Source organism: Sphaerospermopsis sp. LEGE 00249 (assembly GCF_014299995.1).
In the GTDB taxonomy this organism is placed as follows: Bacteria; Cyanobacteriota; Cyanobacteriia; order Cyanobacteriales; family Nostocaceae; genus Sphaerospermopsis; species Sphaerospermopsis kisseleviana.
On sequence record NZ_JACJUZ010000070.1, the window covers coordinates 1 to 19680 of the forward strand.

Here is a 19680-nt window from a genome sequence, read left to right on the forward strand (position 1 = left end):
ACTGGGGACTGGGGACTGGTGACTGGGGACTGGGGACTGGGGACTGGGGACTGGGGACTGGTGACTGGGGACTGGGTAATCAGTTTGATATTTCCCTATAAACTAATTACCCATTATCAATTATCAATTATCAATTATCAATTACCAATTACCAATTACCAATTATGAGATTGTGGAATTTTTGGGTTAATACTTTAATTTTATCTAGTCAATATAATCCACCACGATTTATTGAATTGTTGATGTTGCTGCTGGCGATCGCCATGTTAATTATTTCTACAATTATACCAGATACACCTTATTTGGTGCTGGGTTTAAGTTTTGTACTTGGGGCTTCAATTTCTATTTTGGTTCGGGAAACAATATCTATCAGGGAAAACGTTCACCCACCTCTTTACCAAAGATTAATTACCCAATTTACAGCTTGTCTTTTACTCAGTATTAGTATTTATGGTTTTGTGGATTTAATTCGGTCTTTGTAAGGGTGATTGGTGATTGGTGATTGGGAAAAGGTCTTATTAATTAAGAATTACGAATTGCAAATTATATAATAAAAATTATGAAACTCAGTTTGTGCATGATTGTTAAAAATGAAGAAGCTGCTTTACCAAGGTGTTTAGAAAGTGTGCAAAGTTTGGTGGATGAAATTGTAGTTTTAGATACGGGTTCAACTGATAAAACGCCGGAAATTGCTCAACAATTTGGTGCTAAATTACATTATTTTCAATGGTGTAATGATTTTAGTGCAGCGCGGAATGAGGCTTTAAAATATGTGACTGGTGACTGGGTTTTGGTGTTAGATGCTGATGAAGTTCTTGCACCAGAAATTGCACCACAAATTAGAGAAGCGATTAATACAGATGATTATATATTAATCAATTTGGTGCGTCAAGAAGTTGGTGCGACTCAATCACCTTATTCTTTGGTTTCTCGCTTATTTCGTAAACATCCAGAAATTAAATTTGAACGTCCTTATCATGCTTTGGTTGATGATAGTATTGCGGCGATTTTAAATAAAGAAACTTATTGGCAAGTTGGTTATTTACCACAGGTTGCTATTTTGCATACTGGATATCAAAAATCTGCTATTAACCAACAAAATAAATATGCTAAAGCTGCAACTGCTATGCTGGAATTTTTTGCAAATCATCCAGATGATGCTTATGTTTGCAGTAAGTTGGGGGCGTTGTATGTGGAAATGGGTAAAGTTAATGAGGGAATAGAGTTATTAAATCGGGGTTTAATTCAGATTGTTGGTAGTCGCAAAAAAACAGATAAAAAACCTTTTGCTTGGTTGAAAGATTCACCTTCTAATCAGGTGAGAAATCTGTGGGATCAAGATATTCAAGAAACAAATTATGATATTTTGTATGAGTTAAATTATCATTTGGGTATTGCTCATACACATTTGAAAAACTATTCTTTGGCGATTTCTTATTATCAAGCGGCGGTTAAATTACCTATTTATCCTTTGTTGAAATTGGGAGGATATAATAATTTGGGTAATTTGTTGAAAGCTACAGGAGATTTTCCAGGGGCGAAAAATGCTTATGAAACTGCTTTAAAAATTGATAATAGTTTTGTGATTGGGTATTATAATTTGGGGATGGTATGTAAAGCAATGGGTTTGTTTGTTGAGGCGATTGATGCTTATAATCATGCGATATTTTTAAATCCTAATTATGCAGAAGCTTATCAAAATTTAGGGGTGGTGTTGTTGAAAGTGGGTGATGTGAAGAATAGTTTGGCAGCTTTTGAATATGCGATCGCTCTCCATGAAAAAGATAATCCGCAAGAGGCGAAAAGGTTGCGTCAGGGTTTGCAGGAAATGGGATTTTTGAGGTGACAGGTGACAGGTGACAGTATTTAAGAGTGTTTTCTGAAAACAAAAATAGAGATTTTTAGGTTTCAATTCCTCATAGGGATTATTGTAAATTTCAACTTGTCTGAATCAGGATGTCCAGGATTTTAGGATTTACAGGATTAAGCTGTTATGCAGCTAAACTGTATAATCTTAATATTCTTAAGTCTTGTGGAACAGGCATCTTGCCTGTTAACCTTATATAAATTAAATGCACAACAGCTTATGAGTAATTTTAACTGCAACCGCCATCACAACCACCACTGTTAAAATAATTTTTCAATCCCTAATAGGGAGTAATGGAAATTGCAATAAAAAAGACGTAAATTGTCTGAAGACAAGCGTGGGGTTTCAATCCCTAATAGGGAGTAATGGAAATTGCAATTTGCAATAAACATCGGAGTCAATTAATGAATATCGTATCCCTGTTTCAATCCCTAATAGGGAGTAATGGAAATTGCAATTTCAATATCATAATTAAATAGTAGCCGTGGTAAAATCATCTTGTTGTAAACAAATATCTGCCTTTTTTTTAAGTTGATAAATATCCATAAGAATAAATACTTAATAAATTATTTCCTTGATTTTATACCAAAAATATGTGAAGCTACACAGAATCATGAAATCCATTAATTTATCAATCCCTATCCGCGTTTATCTGCGTTTATCTGCGTTAAAATATATTGTCATAAAATCAAGATTTAGGAATTAAACAGTGCAGCAAGTAATCGGTATAGACTTAGGTGGAACGGCAATTAAGTTAGGACGTTTTACAACAGATGGTAAATGTTTACAATCTATAACTGTGGATACTCCCCAACCAGCAACACCAGAAGCTGTATTATTAAAGATGATAGAGGCGATCGCACAAGTTGATCCAGATAATCAAAGTAGAGCTATCGGTGTGGGAACTCCCGGACCTGCTGATGCTGCTGGCAGAGTTGCCAAAGTTGCCATTAATCTGGTAGGATGGCAAGATGTACCCTTAGCAGATTGGCTAGAAGCAAAAACTGGCAAACCCACTATCCTAGCTAATGACGCTAACTGTGCAGGTTTGGGAGAAGCTTGGTTAGGTGCAGGCCGTAATTTTCAACATTTAATTTTATTAACTTTGGGAACTGGGGTTGGTGGTGCGATTATTCTTGATGGTAAATTATTTGTGGGACATCAAGGAGCAGCAGCAGAATTAGGTTTAATTACTCTCAACCCCGATGGTCCAATGTGTAATAGTGGTAATCAAGGTTCTTTAGAACAGCATACATCAATTGCCGCTATTCGTCGTCGCACAGGAAAAGAACCCGCAGAATTAGGTAAACTTGCCCAAAATGGTGATATTGAAGCCTTGACATTTTGGCAAGAATATGGTAAAGATTTGGGAATTGGTTTAACAAGTTTAATATATGTACTCACACCCCAAGCGGTAATTATTGGTGGTGGTGTAAGTGCGAGTTTTCAGTATTTCTTACCAGCAATGCAAGCAGAAATAGAAAAGCGAGTTTTACCAACATCCCGTTTAGGTTTACAAATTTTACCAGCAGAACTAGGTAATTCAGCGGGAATGGTAGGTGCTGCTAAGTTAGCTTGGGGACTGGTGACAGTTGACAGTTGACAGGTGACTGGGGAAGAAGCAGAGGAACAGGGTGCAGGGTGCAGGGGGAAATTATTTGTATTTTCCCAGTCACCAATCACCAGTCCCCAATCACCAATCACCAAATTAGGAAACCTGCACTGGTTTAGATGTATTCTTACTGTGATGAGTACGGGAAATAGCAGCTTCCATGAAACCTTTAAATAAAGGATGGGGTGTACTCGGACGAGATTGAAATTCTGGGTGAAACTGACAAGCTATAAAAAATGGATGTTTGGGATATTCAACTATTTCTACTAACCTTCCATCGGGAGAAGTACCACTGACAACGTAACCAGACTCTAATAAAGCATTGCGGTACAAGTTGTTAAACTCATAACGATGTCGGTGACGTTCATAAATGACTTCTTCTTGATATAAATCAAAGGCTATGGTACCCGGTTGCACTCGACAAGGATACAAACCTAAGCGCATTGTTCCACCTAAATCTACTACGTCTTGTTGTTCAGGTAAAAGATTAATAATGGGATTTGTGGTGTAGGGGTCAAATTCGGCACTGTTAGCATCTGCTAAACCTTCAACATTTCTCGCCCATTCAATCACAGAACATTGCATTCCTAAGCATAAACCTAAAAAGGGGATTTGGCGATCGCGTGCAAATTTAATCGCGGCAATTTTGCCATCTATCCCCCGACTACCAAAACCACCAGGAACGAGAATACCATCCACACCTGCAAGATAATTTTCCGCTGACTCAGTTTCTAGGGTTTCTGAATTTACCCATCTTATTCGTAAATCACCGTAAGTAGAAATCGCCGCATGACGTAAGGATTCAACCACAGAAAGATAAGCATCACTTAAACGCACATATTTACCAACAATGGCAATTTCCACGCTATATTTAGGACTATACATTCTTTCTACCATTGTTTCCCACTGACTTAAATCAGGTTGGCGTTGTTCCATTTGCAACAAATCTAAAGTTTGTTGTGCCAGTCCTTCCCGTTCCAAAATCAGGGGTACTTCATAAATGCTACTAGCATCTTGGCAGGTAATCACACATTCTACTGGTACATCACAAAATTCCGATAATTTCTGCTTTAAACCCACACCGATGGGGCGATCGCAACGACAGACTAAAATATCTGGTTGAATACCAATGGATCTCAATTCTTTAACAGAATGTTGTGTAGGTTTGGTTTTCATCTCCCCTGCTGAAGCAATCCAAGGGAGAAGGGTGACGTGCATATACAAAACATTCTGTCTTCCCACCTCTTTCCGCAACTGACGGATAGCTTCTAAAAATGGTAAAGACTCAATATCACCCACAGTCCCGCCAATTTCCGTAATTACTGCCGCCGGATTTGTTTCCTTAGCAACTCTTAAAATTCGGTCTTTAATTTCATTGGTAATGTGGGGAATTACTTGTACAGTCCCACCATTATAATCTCCCCGGCGTTCTTTATTAATCACAGATTGATAAATCAAACCAGTAGTAACACTGTTTAACCGGGACATAGAAGTATCAGTAAAACGTTCATAATGTCCCAAATCCAAATCTGTTTCTGCACCATCTTGGGTAACAAAAACTTCCCCATGTTGAAAGGGACTCATAGTACCTGGATCAACATTAATATAAGGATCAAGTTTGAGAATAGAGACAGAATAATCTCTAGATTTTAACAACCTCCCCAAACTTGCTGCTACAATGCCTTTACCAATACTGGAAACAACGCCTCCAGTTACAAAGATAAACTTAGTCATAGTATTTTCAATTTCTAGCAACTTCTAAAAATACATCCTGTCTCTTGAAGGATCAAGCGTGCGCCCAAGGGCTAAATTATGAAGTAAACATTCAGCTAATGCTTAAAGGTAAGCTACCTCATCAGCTTTTAGCAGTCAGGTTTTTAACGGTTACGCCAAAAATCATGATTCGTTCATTTACTGATTTATCAAATATTCTGACTCCTGACTCCTGACTTCGGAATTTTCGCTTTTTATGCTTCATTCTTTATCCTTTATTGCCCATTGTCTCACAGTCATTATCGTAAAATCTTCTGTGTTTTGCCGTGAAAAAACTCTTAGGATTAGTAGTATTTAACTGTCTGCTTACCTCCTCCGTTGCTTTTGCACAAACATCACTCCTAGTAGTTTTTCCCCCAACAAACTACCAAACCAGTAAAGAAAAAATATTTTTTATCGGTACTGCACCACCAGATGGAGAAGTTCTCATCAATGGTAGACTAATTAACCGCAGCAAGGCTGGTCATTTTTCTCCCAGTTTCCCTTTACAGTTAGGGGAGAATGTATTTAAGGTACGTTACCAAAATCAGGAACGAGAGATTAAAGTAACAAGGCTTTCTACTCAACCAGAATTACCACAAGGTTTAGGCTTTGCTAAAGATTCTCTGACTCCTGCTGTTGATATTGCCAAACTACCGGGAGAACTGATTTGTTTTGGTGCGGTTGCACCTCCTCAAGCTGGTGTTTCTGTCAAGTTGGCCGAAAAAACCATTCCCTTATTACCACAACCACCACAGGCGCAATTACCTGTTAATTCAGGTGTACTAACCGGAAGAAATCAACCCACAACTTCTAGTCCTAACAAATATCAAGGTTGTACAACAGTGGCCAATGCTGCTGATTTAGGACAACCTCAATATAGTTTGACATTGAATGGTCAGACTATCACTGAAACTGGTAAGAGCAAAATTGAAATTCTTGCACCTGCACAGTTGCCAGTTGTGGAAGTGTCAGCAACATCAGGTGTTGCTCGCACAGGTCCTAGTACAGATTATTCTCGACTGACACCACTACCACAGGGAACGAGAGCAACAGTTACAGGCAGAGAAGGTGATTGGCTTCGCTTAGACTATGGGGCTTGGATCAATAGTAAAGAAACTAGAATTATACCAGGTGCAGTACCACCACAGACTGTAATTCGTAGTGTGGGATATCGTCGCTTGTCTGATAGAACAGAAATCAGGTTTCCTTTACAAATGCCCATACCTGTAAGTGTGGAACAGAGCGATGGGCAAAGCCCCGCCTTCGGCGATCGCACTTTTAGTCTCACCCTTTACAATACTATTGCTCAAACAGACACCATTCGCCTGGATGATGACCCCTTGATTTATCGCCTGGATTGGCAACAGGTGAGTCCTAAACAGGTGAAATATACCTTTAACCTCAAAAACTTCCAACAGTGGGGATATAAGCTGAAATACGACAACACAACGCTGGTTTTGACCTTGCGCCATGCACCTAAGATTCACAACAGAAAACGCCTACCTTTATCTGGTATTAAGATATTACTTGATCCTGGTCACGGTGGTAAAGAGTCTGGTGCAATTGGTCCGACTGGGTATCCAGAAAAAGATGCCAACTTGGTAATTTCTAAGTTACTGCGGGATGAGTTGGTAAAACGGGGTGCAAAGGTGGTGATGACAAGGGAAGATGATCGGGATGTGTCTTTAGTGGAACGTCAGCAGATAATTGAAACAGAAGAACCGGCGATCGCCCTTTCTATTCATTACAATGCTTTACCAGATGATGGCGATGCCGAAAAAACCAGAGGTTTTGGGACTTTTTGGTATCATCCACAAGCACATAGTTTAGCAATATTTTTGCAAAATCATGTAGTAAAAACATTGAAGAAACCTCATTATGGTGTGTTTTGGAATAATTTAGCCCTGACTCGTCCTGCTGCTGCACCTTCAGTATTATTAGAATTAGGTTTTATGATTAACCCCCAGGAGTTTGAGGAGATCGTTAACCCTAAAGAACAGCGAAAAATGGCGCGGACTTTAGCGGATGGGGTGACAGAGTGGTTTAAAGCTGCGAAGTAGAAAAGAGTTTCGCGCAAAGACGCAAAGGAAGAGAGGGGGAAGCATTCAGGCAACCAATTATCAATTTTATGACCAGGCTATTTTCCGAATGCTTCGCCCCTACTTCGCCCCTACGACTGCTGCTGTATAGGAATTTTCACAGTAAAAGTTGTTCCTACACCCACTTTACTTTCTACAAAAATTTCTCCTTGATGTCGATCTACACATTTTTTCACAATTGGTAATCCTAACCCAGTACCAACAATACCTTCAACATTTTCCGAGCGATAATAAGGCTCATAAAGCCTCACCTGTTCCTCTGGAGAAATACCGATACCTTCATCTATCACTTGAAAAATAGTAGCATCCTGTTGAGCATTTAAAAACAAGTAAATTTTACCCCCTGGTGATGAATATTTGATAGCATTTAACAGTAAATTACTCAAAATAGAATATAGTAACTTTTCATCTAGATTAGCCCGAAAAGATTGACCATATTTGATAAACTTAATAGTATGAGTTGTGCGACTAAACATTTGCACATCTTCCAGCAAATTTAAACAAAAATTTTCCACATTAATTAATTGAGGTTTATAATCTAGTTCACCTGCCTCCGCTCTAGTCAAAGTTAATATATCTGTTAATAGGTGATTCATTAACTTAGCAGAAGACTGAATCCGGTAGAGATTTTTTAACTCTTTTTCATCTATTAATTCTATCAAAATTTCCCTTAATAACTGACAAGATAGCAAAATTACACTTAAAGGAGTACGAAATTCATGGGAAATCATAGAAAATAACTGAACCTTGAGTTCACCAATCTTTTTTTCTTGAGCTAAGGAAGCTTCTAAAGATTTAATATGTTCTCGTTTCACCGATTGACTCTCAATTACAAAACATAAAATGCAAATTACTAACAAACTTAAAAAAGTTCCTATAATTTCCATGATTATTCGTAAGTGAATACCATTTTCTGACTGCTGGAGATAAGTTTTCAAGTAACTTTGTTCTTCCCCTTGAATTTCTAAAAATATCGTTATAATTTGCTCTCTGAGCTTAACACTAAGTTCGGTAATTTTATTTTGCCGTTGCCATGCGTTTTCATCTTTTTGATAAAGTTTTATAGATTCTTCTAACAGAGATAATCTTTGATTAAACAATGATTTTAAATTGTTTAACCTCTGTCTTTGATTGATATTTTTATGTATTTGAATATCTAATAGATTGAGGTCATTTTTAATATTATTGATAGCAGTTTGATAACGATCCAAATCTTGTTGACTGCCCAAAAATATATACCCCCGTCGTGCTGATTCAGCCACAGTCATTGCTGCATAAAAATCTGTCAAAGTATTGAGTGTTTGAGAAGTATGTTGAACTTGAGCAACATTTTCCTTAATTTCGGTAGTGTTGTTTAATGCAGCGAAAGTAACCAAAAGCATCAGAGATATAGCCAAAGAAACTCCCGCAGAAATCCAATTTACTGAAAAATGCAATTTCATAAATTACCTTTTTATTCAGATAGTCAATTTAAGTTAATATTTCCCTCATTACTTCATGACTTGCTGTGGAATAAGGAATAAATTATGCGAATTTTAATAGTTGAGGACGATATTCAACTGGCAGAAGCACTAATAGAAGCTTTAACCAGACGAAAGTATATAGTCGATGTTGCTCAAGACGGAGAAGCAGCTTGGCACGCAGCAGAGTCAATGAAGTATGATTTAGTGGTGCTGGATGTCACTTTACCAAAGTTAGATGGCATCAGATTTTGTCACCGCTTACGCACCACTAGCACCAACAGTCCAGCACATCGTAATTCAGCAGCACCCGTATTAATGCTAACTGCCCGTGATACCGTAGCCGATAAGGTTGCTGGTTTAGATGCCGGCGCAGATGATTATGTAGCAAAGCCCTTTGACTTAGAAGAATTAATGGCTCGGATACGTGCTTTACTCAGACGTGGTAGTGCTGCCAGTACAGTCAGTTTATCTTGGGGAAAGTTAACTTTAAATCCCAGCACTTACGAGACTACCTATGATGGTCATCTTATGTCCTTGACTCCTAAAGAGTATGCAATTTTAGAATTGCTGGTTGCTAATGGTAGAAGGGTATTGAGTCGTTCTAGCATCATTGAGCAGGTTTGGTCTGTTGATGACTCTCCAGTGGAGGAAACAGTAAGGTCACATATTAAAAGTATTCGACAGAAATTAAGAGCTTTAGGTGCGCCGGAAACTTTGATTGAAACTGTTCATGGTTTGGGATATCGTCTCAACTGATACAATTGATACAAAATTATAGGGAATTTGTTGTTAATCTGTTCAATGTAGAGGCAATTGATAAACTGTCTCTACCAGATTTTTATATCTCACAGGTTTCATTTATTAAATGCATTGTTAGAAAAGAATAAACTCACCATCATCATACAACTTTCTAGAAAAGTTGATCTGCACAAATTCTGCACAAATCTTGCACAGTAATTGCATATATAGGTTATATCCTGAGAGAGTAAAAATTCTTTTTGCTCAGGAAAGATTGAACTAATGAATTAGCATTTGAGTGATGATTGATTACTAAGAACAACAACAAAAACGCCTTTCCGCTATCTTCAAATCATGTATTAATCAAATTACTAGTTATCCAAGGTGCGTGAACTAAATCACATTATTTTCATCAAAGGAATAAAAAATGTTAACGAACATTGTAGACGATGGTCGTGGCAGTGGTAGGTTTACTCTAGGTGGTTTACCCTTTTGTGTGCCTGTGTAAAATTGGCATAGCAAACAACCCCCAAGCTAAACCAGTAATTAAACCAAAAGGAGTAACAATATAATTGTTAAAATCCCACAAACTAAAAACTTGCGCTGCTAACTCCAAAGGATAAGCCATCATTAACACACTAGCAAAAGCAGCACCGATCCAACCATATTGATGTAACCAGAAACGGTTTTTTCCCTGGGTAAAGATATACAAAATACGAGTAATTAACAACCCTGTAACCGTGCCATAACAACGCATACACACCGCCATAATGTGAGGTGGTGCTAACTCTAAACCCATAGTAGGTTGAGGACAGACATGATTACCCATAAAATAAATAATATCCGCAATACCTGGAAGTACAAACACACCAGACGCAGCAAGAAAAGGTGCAATAGGGGGACCAAACACCATTCCTACTAACAGGAAATCAGCAAAAAAACTCACCCAATTAATTTTTTTAATCTGTAAATCTCTTGATAAAATAACCCTTTGCATTTTTCTCTGTGTCCTCTGTGGTTCGTTTATTTGTGATTAACTAGATCCCCGACTTCTTAGATCAATTTCTGATTTTAGCCAAAATTAATAATAGAAGTCGGGTATCTTATCACTTGATTACTAATTATAGATCATCATCTGGATCTATCCCCATTGCTCGTAAACGTTCAGCTAATTTTGCAGCTTTAATTTCTGCTTGTTCTGCTCTTTGTTGTTGTTGTTCAGTTCTCAATCTTTCTAACTGTGCTTCTTCCTTACCGACCAATAATAAATTACCCTGATTATCCCACCAACGTAACCAAACTTGATCGGGATTATTTAAGTAACTTCCTTGCCATAATCCTAATTCTACACCTAATGGCAGAATTGGATAATGTCCCCGTTCATTAGGTTGCATTTTTTGGTAAGAAAAATCTACCAAATGATAAACTTCTAAATTGCCACTATTAACTTCATAAATCGCATAGTAGGGAGCGCGGATAATGCGTTCATAAACCCAAAATTTCCCAGGTTTTTCACCTGGTTGTAAACCCGCTAAAGGTGTTTTATCTCGTTCTTCTTCACCATTACCACTGGCTAATTCTATGACAATTAAAGGGGGAATATATTCCCGCCATAGAACATAGGATCGGCGAATTTTACCATCTAGCCTGGGTGGAACATCAGGGACATAAAACCAATCTGGTGCTACTGTACCTTTTTCCGGTGGTTCTGTTTCTCGCCAATAAATCCCGCAATCTTGACCTATACAAAATTGTCCATCGGGATGTAATTTTTGTAAAGTTTGAATAATTGAATCTGTGATGATTATGCTTTGGGGATGTTCTTGAAAGTTCTTCACGAATGTACCATCAGACTCCGGTAGTTGAGTATGATCAGGAAACTGTGGAGGTATGGAAATATCAGCCAGGGTTTCACTCATACTATTTAAAGGATTGCAGTTATTAATTTAAGATTATATCGCATGATAGTAAATAAAATTGTCAGAATCAGGTGGTTATCGAGCGACTTGTACTGAGCGAAGTCGAAGTAAGTCGAGATAATGTCCAGGATTTAAGGATTTACAGGATGTTATTTGTAAATAGCCTAGAGATTTTTCATTAAAGCCACTAAAATTTTCATGAAAATTTCTAAATCAGTGGGTACACGATAAAGGTTTAAATCTTGAGTGATTTCTTTTGATTTACGATGCAAAATCACAAATTGCCAAATCTTACCAATAGAAACTCAATTATTGGTTTTTTTCCATAGTTATTTTTTTCAGCTTCCATGTTTTCACAAGCTAATTTTGAGTTAATTATGTTTTTTCTTAGTTTTGTTTATATTATAACTCTCTGCGTTCTCTGCGCCTCTGCGTGAAAAAACAAAGACACAAAAACGCACAGAAAAAACCTTTGCGTCTTTGCGCCTTTGCGTGAGAAAATTCTTAACCTACATTAGCAACATAAGGACTCGTCAACTTATCCAACTGTTGAATTAACAAACTCAGAAACAAACCCACATCCGTAACCACACCTACAGACTCAATTGAACCGCGATCGCTCAATTTTGTCACCACCGCAGGGTTAATATCCACACATACCATCTTCACCCCTGCTGGTGTCATATTTCCTACACCGATGGAATGCAGCATAGAAGACAGCATCAAAATCATTTCCGCACCTTGAATGATTTGAGCATATTCCTGTTGTGCTAAAATCAAGTTCATTTGCGTATCCGGTAGGGGTCCATCATCCCGAATTGAACCCGCAAGAGAAAAGGAAATGTTATTTTTCACACATTCATACATTACCCCGCTGTTTACCACTCCTGCATCTACAGCTTTAGCGATGCTACCAAAACGGCGAATGGCGTTAATTACCTTTAAGTGATGTCGATGTCCACCACGTACAGCTACACCGCGTTTCATATCCACACCGAGAGATGTTCCCATCATATTTTGTTCGATGTCATGAACTGCGATCGCATTTCCCCCTAAAAGTCCTTGAACATAACCTTCACGAATCAATCTAGAAAGATGTTCTCCGCCGCCCGTATGAATTACCACTGGACCAGCAGTGACAACTACTTTACCGCCAGCATCCCGAATTTTACGTAATTCCCAGGCTACTTGTTCCACCACTAATTCTACCCGTCTTTCACTGGAAACACCAGAAGACATAAAGCTAAATTCCTGGGCGTTACGTTGTTCGCGGGATTCGGTTTTGCGGATAGTGCGGATACCTTGAACGTCAACTACTACCTGTTCACCAATTTCTAGATCACGCAAAATTTTACATCTAGCAACTAACCCATTGGCTGTACTAGAAATAGCGATCGCCCCATCCATGCGTTGATTTTCTACTTTCAGCCATTGTCCATTTACCCTTACTTCGGTAGGATAAATCGTACTGACATAGAAATCATCAGGAGCAACACCCGCTTGTAAAACTGGTTCGAGTTTTGCATCTCTTTCATCTTGGGGTAAGTCAACCGCACCCAAATCAATCAACTGGGATATAATCTCTTCCATCACCTCATGGGATGGTGCAGAAACCCTGACTTCTGCTGCTGAGGTGCTTTGACGTTGTTCTCCCAAGTTGAACTTGAGAACTTGGAAACTTCCCCCCATGTCTACGATCAAATCTAAAGCGCGGTTAATTAAACCCGCATCTAATAAATGACCTTCTAAACGAATTATCCGACTTTCGACTTGAGTTGTAGCGTGTACTTCTTCCCGTACAGGTTCAGTCACTCGTAAAGTTAAGCATTTAGCCGCACCACCAGCTTTGAGAAATTCAGTTAAAGGGGTTTCAATCACTTGAAAACCAACTTCCGCTAACCGTGATTTTAAACTATCACTGGCTTTGTTCATAATCACGATGCTTTCGATGTTCACCGCATTACAAGCAAAGTTAACCGCATCAGCTTCTGCAATGGCAATACGTTTTTCTGGTGCAACGCGCATTTCTATCACCCGGTTAGAGTAGGAGTCAAACGCACCGGGGTAATACAGCAAATACCCATTAGCTAGGGGACAGAAACAGGTATCAAGATGATAAAATCTTTCATCCATCAACCGCAGAGAAATCACCTCAATATCTAGCCATTTAGCCAAATAGGGGTGAGAATCTAACTCAGAACGGAAACCATACCCCGCCCATAACCAGCGCCCTTCCCTATCTAAAAGCGCGTCACCTGCACCTTCAAAGGGTAAGTCTTTAGGAAGTGTGTAAACCTTAAAACCATTATTTTCAAACCACTGTTGAAAATACGGTTCTTCTCCTTGGCGTTCTTTATGTAAAAAACGGCTGAGAACCACATTTTCACCAAGAACTAAACCAGCATTGGCACTGAATACCATATCTGGCCAACCTTTTTGGGGTGTCACTAAATCGACAATGGCATGATATTTGATAACATTGTATAATTTATTCCACTGTTCTACAGCGCGATCGCGTGATGATTTGTGAATATTCCCTTCCATCCACGGATTAATCACATAGTCTACATCGTAGTGGTCGGGAGCGCACATTAAAAACCGAATTTGGGAAACCATAAAAAATTTTACTTTGCTTTTCAGTAATCTCTTCTGGATACAGAGTTTTGGTGTTCTAAGTCTGTCAAATCTGCTACTTAATAGCTACCTTTTGCTCTTGGTAGACTATACCAGGATATCGTTCCTATTCTATTACTGCTATAGGGAAAAGTAGAGGAAAAGTTAAGAAGTTTGTATGCTAATGCAATATTAACTTGTTGATTGATGGGTTATTTCTATTGTATGCTGAATTTACTCTTAATTAAATTATGGATTTTATTGAATTTAAAAAAATCTGAATCATCACATGGCTTTCTTTAGTGAGTTTATTGTATGCTTCACTAGATTCTGGATCAGGATACTTAGGAAAATTTTTCTTACAATATTCGATAGAATCTTTAGCATTCACACAGAATTTTAGGAAAGCAGTGGCAGGGCAATTAATATAATCTTCATGTTTTAAATGTCCTTCTATTTCATTAAGAAACAGATACTCTTGTATAGGCTTTTCTTCTATCATTACTGTAGTAGCTATTCAACAAGCAAAGTATTATTCTTATCATCATATTCCGAAGTTAAATTTTAGTCAATTTCAGTTTAAAAACTCTTGCAATTCAAAATAATAGCTGAGTCCTGTTGGGCTGACACCGTAAATGGTGCTATAATAGTGTCATGTCTACCACACCACTGCCTCACGTTGTTATAGATACTAACGTTGTATTTGAAGGCTTGACAAAGCAGGGTTGCGCTGCTGGTTTAGTTATTGATACATGGTTAGCTGGTTTACTTGTGGTTCATGTGTCTAATGCCTTAGCTTATGAATATGAAGATGTTTTATCTCGTAAGCTCTCAGAATCTCGTTGGCACCAAATGCAACCCGTTTTAGGAAAATTGCTCAGTTATGCTCATTTTACAAATATTTACTACACATGGCGACCAAATTCACCAGATGCAGGAGATGACCTTGTAATTGACTGCGCTATGAACGCAGGTGCAACAGTTATTACATCCAACATTCGTGACTTTCAAAATGCAAAAGAATCTTTAGGTTTAGCAGTGATGACACCGACACAGCTAGTAATTAAATTAGCCTCTGGAGAAATTTAGCTATGAGTAGATTAACATTGAGATTACCAGCTACATTACACCAACATTTAATCAAGTTAGCTGAAACTGAAGGTATTTCATTAAATCAATATATAGTTTATGCTTTAACCCGCCAAGTTGTATCCACAGATTTTATTCAAGCAACACCAGAAAAAGAAATAAGTGAACAGGAACAAAGTTTTCAAACACTACTAGAAAGACTAGGAAAAGCTTCTGAAGGTCAAATTCAATCAGTTTTAGCTGAACGTGAAGTTGTAGAACCAGAAGCAGAATTAAGTAATGAAATTATCGCTTCTCTTCAACAAAAAATAAATAACGCAATCAACAAAGGACACAATAACCAATAAAAATAAAGAATTTTATATAAGCGTTACCGGATTAGGCGTTAATGTAATCAGCTTGAACCGATAAAGTTACTTAGATTTTAATTGTTCACGTAACGATATATAACAGTTTTGGTTACTTCCTCTCCGAAAGTTAATTTCCGTGCAATGATGGGAAATGAGAAGTAATTCGGCGACGGCGTTTGTTTTTAATATTGATAGGTTTTTTCCTTTTGGTACTTACAGACTTTTCTCCGAAATCTAAATCTCTACACTCTTATGATTTTGGAGAAAATCTATGTCAATTTATGTAGGCAACCTCTCTTATGAAGTTACCCAAGATACTCTAACTGCGGTTTTTGCAGAATATGGTTCTGTAAAGCGCGTTCAACTACCTACAGATCGTGAAACAGGAAGACTGCGCGGTTTTGGGTTTGTGGAAATGAGTACAGATGAAGAAGAAACATCTGCTATTGATGCCCTTGATGGTGCTGAGTGGATGGGACGTGATTTAAAAGTTAACAAAGCTAAACCCAAGGAAGATAGAGGTGGTGGTAATCGCAGTGGTGGTGGTGGTTATAATCGCAATCGCTACTAAGTTATAAAATCAAGCATTTTTGCTAATGCAATAGTTTTAGCAAATTAATTGAATTAATTAAAGGCTCAGGTATGACAAAATAGTAATACTTGAGCCTTTTTAATGGATAATCTCAGATTAGGGCTGTTCAGAAATCTGCACAATTAATTTACCCATTTTCTCACCATTAAAAAGTTTGAGAATAGCTGTAGGTGCATTTTCCAAACCCTGGACAATTTCTTGCTGATATTTAAGTTTTCCCTGTTGTATCCATTGTCCCATCTCCCTAAAAGCAAGATCCCATTGACTCACATAATCAGTGACAATGAAACCTTGTAATAATACCCGCTTCATTAAAATCTGACTGAAATTATAAGGTCCAGGTAAAGGTTCTTCAGTATTATAAGTAGAAATCAAACCACAAAGAGGAATGCGGGCATTTAAATTCACTTGTGTTAAAACAGCGTCCAGAATTTCCCCACCCACATTTTCAAAATAGATATCAATTCCATGGGGACAAGATGCAGCTAAAGCGGGACTTAAATCTGCGGTTTTATAATTTATTGCAGCATCAAAACCCAGTTCTTCTAATAAATAGCGACATTTTTCATCGGAACTGGTGATCCCCACTACACGACAACCTTTAATTTTCCCTATTTGTCCGACTAATGAACCTACAGCACCAGAGGCCGCTGAGACTACCAAAGTTTCTCCTGGTTGAGGTTTTCCTATATCTAAAAGTCCAAAATAAGCGGTGCAACCAATAAAGCTAAGAACCGCCATAAAAGCAGTGAGGGGAACTGTTAAGGGTTGGGGAATTTTGGTGATGTAAGGAAGATATCCAGTAGTAATTAAAGCGTAATCTTGCCATCCTAACAATCCAGAAACGAGATCCCCCCGTTGAAAGTTGGGATTTTTAGATTCTTCCACTATACCCAGAACTAAACCACGCATGACTTCCCCAATTTCCACAGGTGGCATATACTGGGGGCGATCGCTCATCCAAATGCGATGGGTAGGATCTAGGGAAAGATAGATATTGCGGATCAATATTTCGCCTGCTTTTGGTGTGGGAATGGGTTCTTGACGATACTCAAAGTCACTTACTTTGATGTCACCCACAGGACGAGATGCTAAACGCCATTGACGATTAATAGATGATTTCATAAATTTGAGTTTGTTTGTCAGGATTTTTGCAGATTAGCAAGAATTTTTATTAAAACTTAGCATAATTATCGGGCAGTAAGTAAGGGCAAAATGTCAGCATTCAGCCATCAGCCAGAAACTGAAAAGTATCAGTAATAGGCTATAATCTACTCTTATGAACACTGATGTAAGTTAACAAAACTATGCATCTTTTTACTAACTCAGTCTTACTCAAGACAAAAGCTGTTAGCGTAGCGTGGCGTAGTCATTTACTGATTACTGATAGCTGAATACTTACGGCAAAATTAGTCACAAAATGTTAATTTATAAAAATATAACTAATTATAACTAAGTTAAACTGCTCTACATCTACCAATGCCTTATCTTACTACTGCTGCGGAAATCCGTTCTCAAATTGCTAAATACACCAAATCTCAAACTCTTTGGATAGATACAGAAGTGGCTGATTATAAAAGTCGTAATCCCCGATTATCCCTGATTCAAATATTGGATCATCCTCAAGATATGACTGGTGACAGTGTTTATATTTTGGATGTTTTAAATAAGTCTGATGTGATTGCTGCTTTTATTGAGCAAATCATGATTAATGAATCTATCGAAAAGGTTTTTCACAATGCAAGTTATGATTTGAAACTTTTAGGCAATAAAAAAGCCAAAAATATCACTTGTACTTTAGAAATGGCTAAGTCCATACCATATCATATTCTACCATTGCCTAATTATCAACTGAAAACTTTAGGTAATGTGTTGTGTAATTTTTATGGTATTGATAAACAGGAACAAGGTAGCGATTGGGGTATAAGACCTTTAAGCGATGAGCAATTAGAATATGCTTATTTTGATTGTATTTATCTGGCTCAAGTACATTCAAAATTATTAGCTTTACAGTCTCAAGTTATTACAAAACCAGAAACGGAAGATTTATCTGTACTTTCCCAAAAATATACAGAAGTGGAACAGCAAAAAAAACTGATTAATTCTGAATTTGATTATTTACAAGAAAGATTAAAAAAAGCGATGCAAATTCAAAATGTATCGGAAACTGAATATTATCAACTCAGTGGTTATGAACGGAAATCTGTTAAGGTGAAATTTACGGAGTTGGTGAGATTAGTAGAAAATGAAGATATTGATTTGGATTTTACCATTACTTTAACTGAGAAATTACAAAAAGAATTAGGCAGAAATTTAGAACAATTAGATGTAGATATTGAAAAAACTTCTGTTTGGCGGTTAATTACTAAATCTCAGGAAGAAGATGTTAAAAATGATTAATGGAATGCAAAAGCCAGAATTTATTATATTTTGAACTCACAGAACCCTGACTTATTTAATAAGTCGGGGTTTTAATTATTTATATTTACGTAAATGTATCTTAATCAACATTTTATAAAAGCTGAAATAGAATTATTTATACATTAAATTTTACAATTACTGGTTAAATTTTGAAAAAGTAATTCATGGAATCTATTAGTTTCTTTTAGTTTCTATTAGATTTTGGTAACAATTTTTTCCGGGTATGCAAGTGATTGATAAGAACTTATGAAATGGCAGTTATTGACATATAATAGACAAGTGCTAGGTAGAATATTAAAAATAACAGTGATTACTGTTTTCAGTGGAATTTTATGCGTTTCTTGCAATCAAAATCAGGATGTTTTAGTAACAGAAATAGGGGTTAGTCCTCCGAACCGACTGACACCTAGAACATCCAAAGCAGGAGAATTTTATATTCAGGGACAAAATCAGCACGCTAAAGGTAATTCTGAAGCGGCTATTGCTGCTTATAGTCGTTCAATTAGTCTTAATTCTCAATATGCACCTGCGTTTAAAAGTCGGGGTTTAGCATATTTTGATATTGGTAATAAAGAAGGTGCGATCGCTGATTATAATCAAGCATTACGTCTTAATCCTAATGATGCAGAAACCTATAATAATCGTGGTAATGCTTTTGCATCTTTGGGAGATCAACAAGCAGCTATTTCTGATTATAATGAAGCGATTCGTTTAGCTCCAAATTATGCAGAAGCTTTCAATAATCGCGGAAATGCCCGTGCAGCCATAGGTGATAGAAATGGGGCGATAGAAGATTATACTGAAGCAATTAGAATAGATCAAAATTATTCTGTTGCCTATAATAACCGCGGAAATGCTTACGCTGCCCTGGGAGATCCACAAAAAGCGATCGCAGATTACAATCAAGCCATTCGTTTAAATCCTAATTTTGGTCCTGGGTTTAATAACCGAGGAAATGCTTTTGCTGCTGCTGGAGATAAACGCAGTGCATTACAAGATTTACAACGGGCAGCAGCTATTTTTGATCGAGAAGGTAACAAAGGATTGTATCAACAAGTAATGAAAAATATTGAAGATTTGGGAAGGTAAAAAGAATAGGAGTCAGGAGATCAAGGAGTCAGGAGTTAGAAGAAAGATAAATATTCCCAGTCCCCAATCACCA

The 19680-nt window shown here is 37.4% G+C and carries 17 protein-coding genes; 10 read left to right on the forward strand and 7 right to left on the reverse strand.

Features of this window, described 5'->3' with window-relative positions; genetic code table 11:
• Window positions 1-164 precede the first annotated feature (164 nt).
• The 3 genes from H5968_RS19865 to H5968_RS19875 all read left to right on the forward strand — a co-directional run bounded on the left by H5968_RS19865 (window position 165) and on the right by H5968_RS19875 (window position 3470).
• Complete coding sequence (locus tag H5968_RS19865; RefSeq protein ID WP_187041336.1) at window positions 165-482, forward strand: hypothetical protein; 318 nt, start codon at window positions 165-167, stop codon at window positions 480-482.
• Between the two features lie 95 nt (window positions 483-577).
• Window positions 578-1846, forward strand: coding sequence for a glycosyltransferase (locus H5968_RS19870; RefSeq protein WP_255427200.1), 1269 nt, complete (start codon window positions 578-580; stop codon window positions 1844-1846).
• A 730-nt stretch (window positions 1847-2576) separates the two neighbouring features.
• Window positions 2577-3470: an ROK family protein gene (locus tag H5968_RS19875; protein ID WP_187041338.1), complete on the forward strand. Its 894-nt coding sequence runs from the start codon at window positions 2577-2579 to the stop codon at window positions 3468-3470.
• Window positions 3471-3575: 105 nt separating this feature from the next.
• On the opposite strand, the gene H5968_RS19880 is transcribed toward H5968_RS19875, so the two are convergent.
• Window positions 3576-5213 carry a CTP synthase gene (locus H5968_RS19880; RefSeq protein WP_187041339.1) on the reverse strand — a complete coding sequence of 546 codons (1638 nt, stop codon included), beginning with the start codon at window positions 5211-5213 and terminating at the stop codon, window positions 3576-3578.
• 305 nt (window positions 5214-5518) lie between these two features.
• Here H5968_RS19880 and H5968_RS19885 point away from each other — a divergent pair, with 305 nt between their 5' ends.
• On the forward strand, window positions 5519-7294 hold the full coding sequence (locus H5968_RS19885; RefSeq protein ID WP_187041340.1) for an N-acetylmuramoyl-L-alanine amidase: 1776 nt from the start codon (window positions 5519-5521) through the stop codon (window positions 7292-7294).
• A 110-nt stretch (window positions 7295-7404) separates the two neighbouring features.
• On the opposite strand, the gene H5968_RS19890 is transcribed toward H5968_RS19885, so the two are convergent.
• Window positions 7405-8775: an ATP-binding protein gene (locus tag H5968_RS19890; protein ID WP_187041341.1), complete on the reverse strand. Its 1371-nt coding sequence runs from the start codon at window positions 8773-8775 to the stop codon at window positions 7405-7407.
• A gap of 84 nt (window positions 8776-8859) precedes the next feature.
• Between H5968_RS19890 and H5968_RS19895 the strand changes: the two genes are divergently transcribed.
• Complete coding sequence (locus H5968_RS19895; protein ID WP_096565328.1) at window positions 8860-9552, forward strand: response regulator transcription factor; 693 nt, start codon at window positions 8860-8862, stop codon at window positions 9550-9552.
• Window positions 9553-10018: 466 nt separating this feature from the next.
• On the opposite strand, the gene H5968_RS19900 is transcribed toward H5968_RS19895, so the two are convergent.
• The 4 genes from H5968_RS19900 to H5968_RS19915 all read right to left on the reverse strand — a co-directional run bounded on the left by H5968_RS19900 (window position 10019) and on the right by H5968_RS19915 (window position 14568).
• Window positions 10019-10531 (reverse strand): DUF2085 domain-containing protein, encoded by a 513-nt coding sequence (locus H5968_RS19900; protein WP_187041342.1) that lies wholly within the window; start codon window positions 10529-10531, stop codon window positions 10019-10021.
• A gap of 124 nt (window positions 10532-10655) precedes the next feature.
• The gene (locus tag H5968_RS19905; RefSeq protein WP_187041343.1) at window positions 10656-11453 is read right to left on the reverse strand and encodes a Uma2 family endonuclease; all 798 of its coding nucleotides are present in this window, start codon (window positions 11451-11453) and stop codon (window positions 10656-10658) included.
• A gap of 504 nt (window positions 11454-11957) precedes the next feature.
• Window positions 11958-14069, reverse strand: coding sequence for a TIGR00300 family protein (locus H5968_RS19910; protein WP_187041344.1), 2112 nt, complete (start codon window positions 14067-14069; stop codon window positions 11958-11960).
• A 241-nt stretch (window positions 14070-14310) separates the two neighbouring features.
• Window positions 14311-14568 carry a hypothetical protein gene (locus H5968_RS19915; RefSeq protein WP_187041345.1) on the reverse strand — a complete coding sequence of 86 codons (258 nt, stop codon included), beginning with the start codon at window positions 14566-14568 and terminating at the stop codon, window positions 14311-14313.
• Between the two features lie 152 nt (window positions 14569-14720).
• Here H5968_RS19915 and H5968_RS19920 point away from each other — a divergent pair, with 152 nt between their 5' ends.
• The 3 genes from H5968_RS19920 to H5968_RS19930 all read left to right on the forward strand — a co-directional run bounded on the left by H5968_RS19920 (window position 14721) and on the right by H5968_RS19930 (window position 16076).
• Window positions 14721-15155: a putative toxin-antitoxin system toxin component, PIN family gene (locus tag H5968_RS19920; protein WP_187041346.1), complete on the forward strand. Its 435-nt coding sequence runs from the start codon at window positions 14721-14723 to the stop codon at window positions 15153-15155.
• Between the two features lie 2 nt (window positions 15156-15157).
• Complete coding sequence (locus H5968_RS19925; RefSeq protein WP_187041347.1) at window positions 15158-15502, forward strand: toxin-antitoxin system HicB family antitoxin; 345 nt, start codon at window positions 15158-15160, stop codon at window positions 15500-15502.
• A 274-nt stretch (window positions 15503-15776) separates the two neighbouring features.
• Window positions 15777-16076, forward strand: coding sequence for an RNA-binding protein (locus tag H5968_RS19930; protein ID WP_096565339.1), 300 nt, complete (start codon window positions 15777-15779; stop codon window positions 16074-16076).
• Window positions 16077-16193: 117 nt separating this feature from the next.
• Here the strand turns inward: H5968_RS19930 and H5968_RS19935 are convergent, their stop codons facing one another.
• Entirely contained in the window at window positions 16194-17222 is a 1029-nt protein-coding gene (locus H5968_RS19935) for an NADP-dependent oxidoreductase (RefSeq protein WP_187041348.1), read from the reverse strand.
• Between the two features lie 354 nt (window positions 17223-17576).
• On the opposite strand from H5968_RS19935, the gene H5968_RS19940 reads away from it, so the two are divergent.
• Window positions 17577-18497 (forward strand): ribonuclease D, encoded by a 921-nt coding sequence (locus H5968_RS19940; protein ID WP_187041349.1) that lies wholly within the window; start codon window positions 17577-17579, stop codon window positions 18495-18497.
• Between the two features lie 267 nt (window positions 18498-18764).
• Window positions 18765-19607 carry a tetratricopeptide repeat protein gene (locus H5968_RS19945; protein WP_187041350.1) on the forward strand — a complete coding sequence of 281 codons (843 nt, stop codon included), beginning with the start codon at window positions 18765-18767 and terminating at the stop codon, window positions 19605-19607.
• Window positions 19608-19680: the final 73 nt, after the last annotated feature.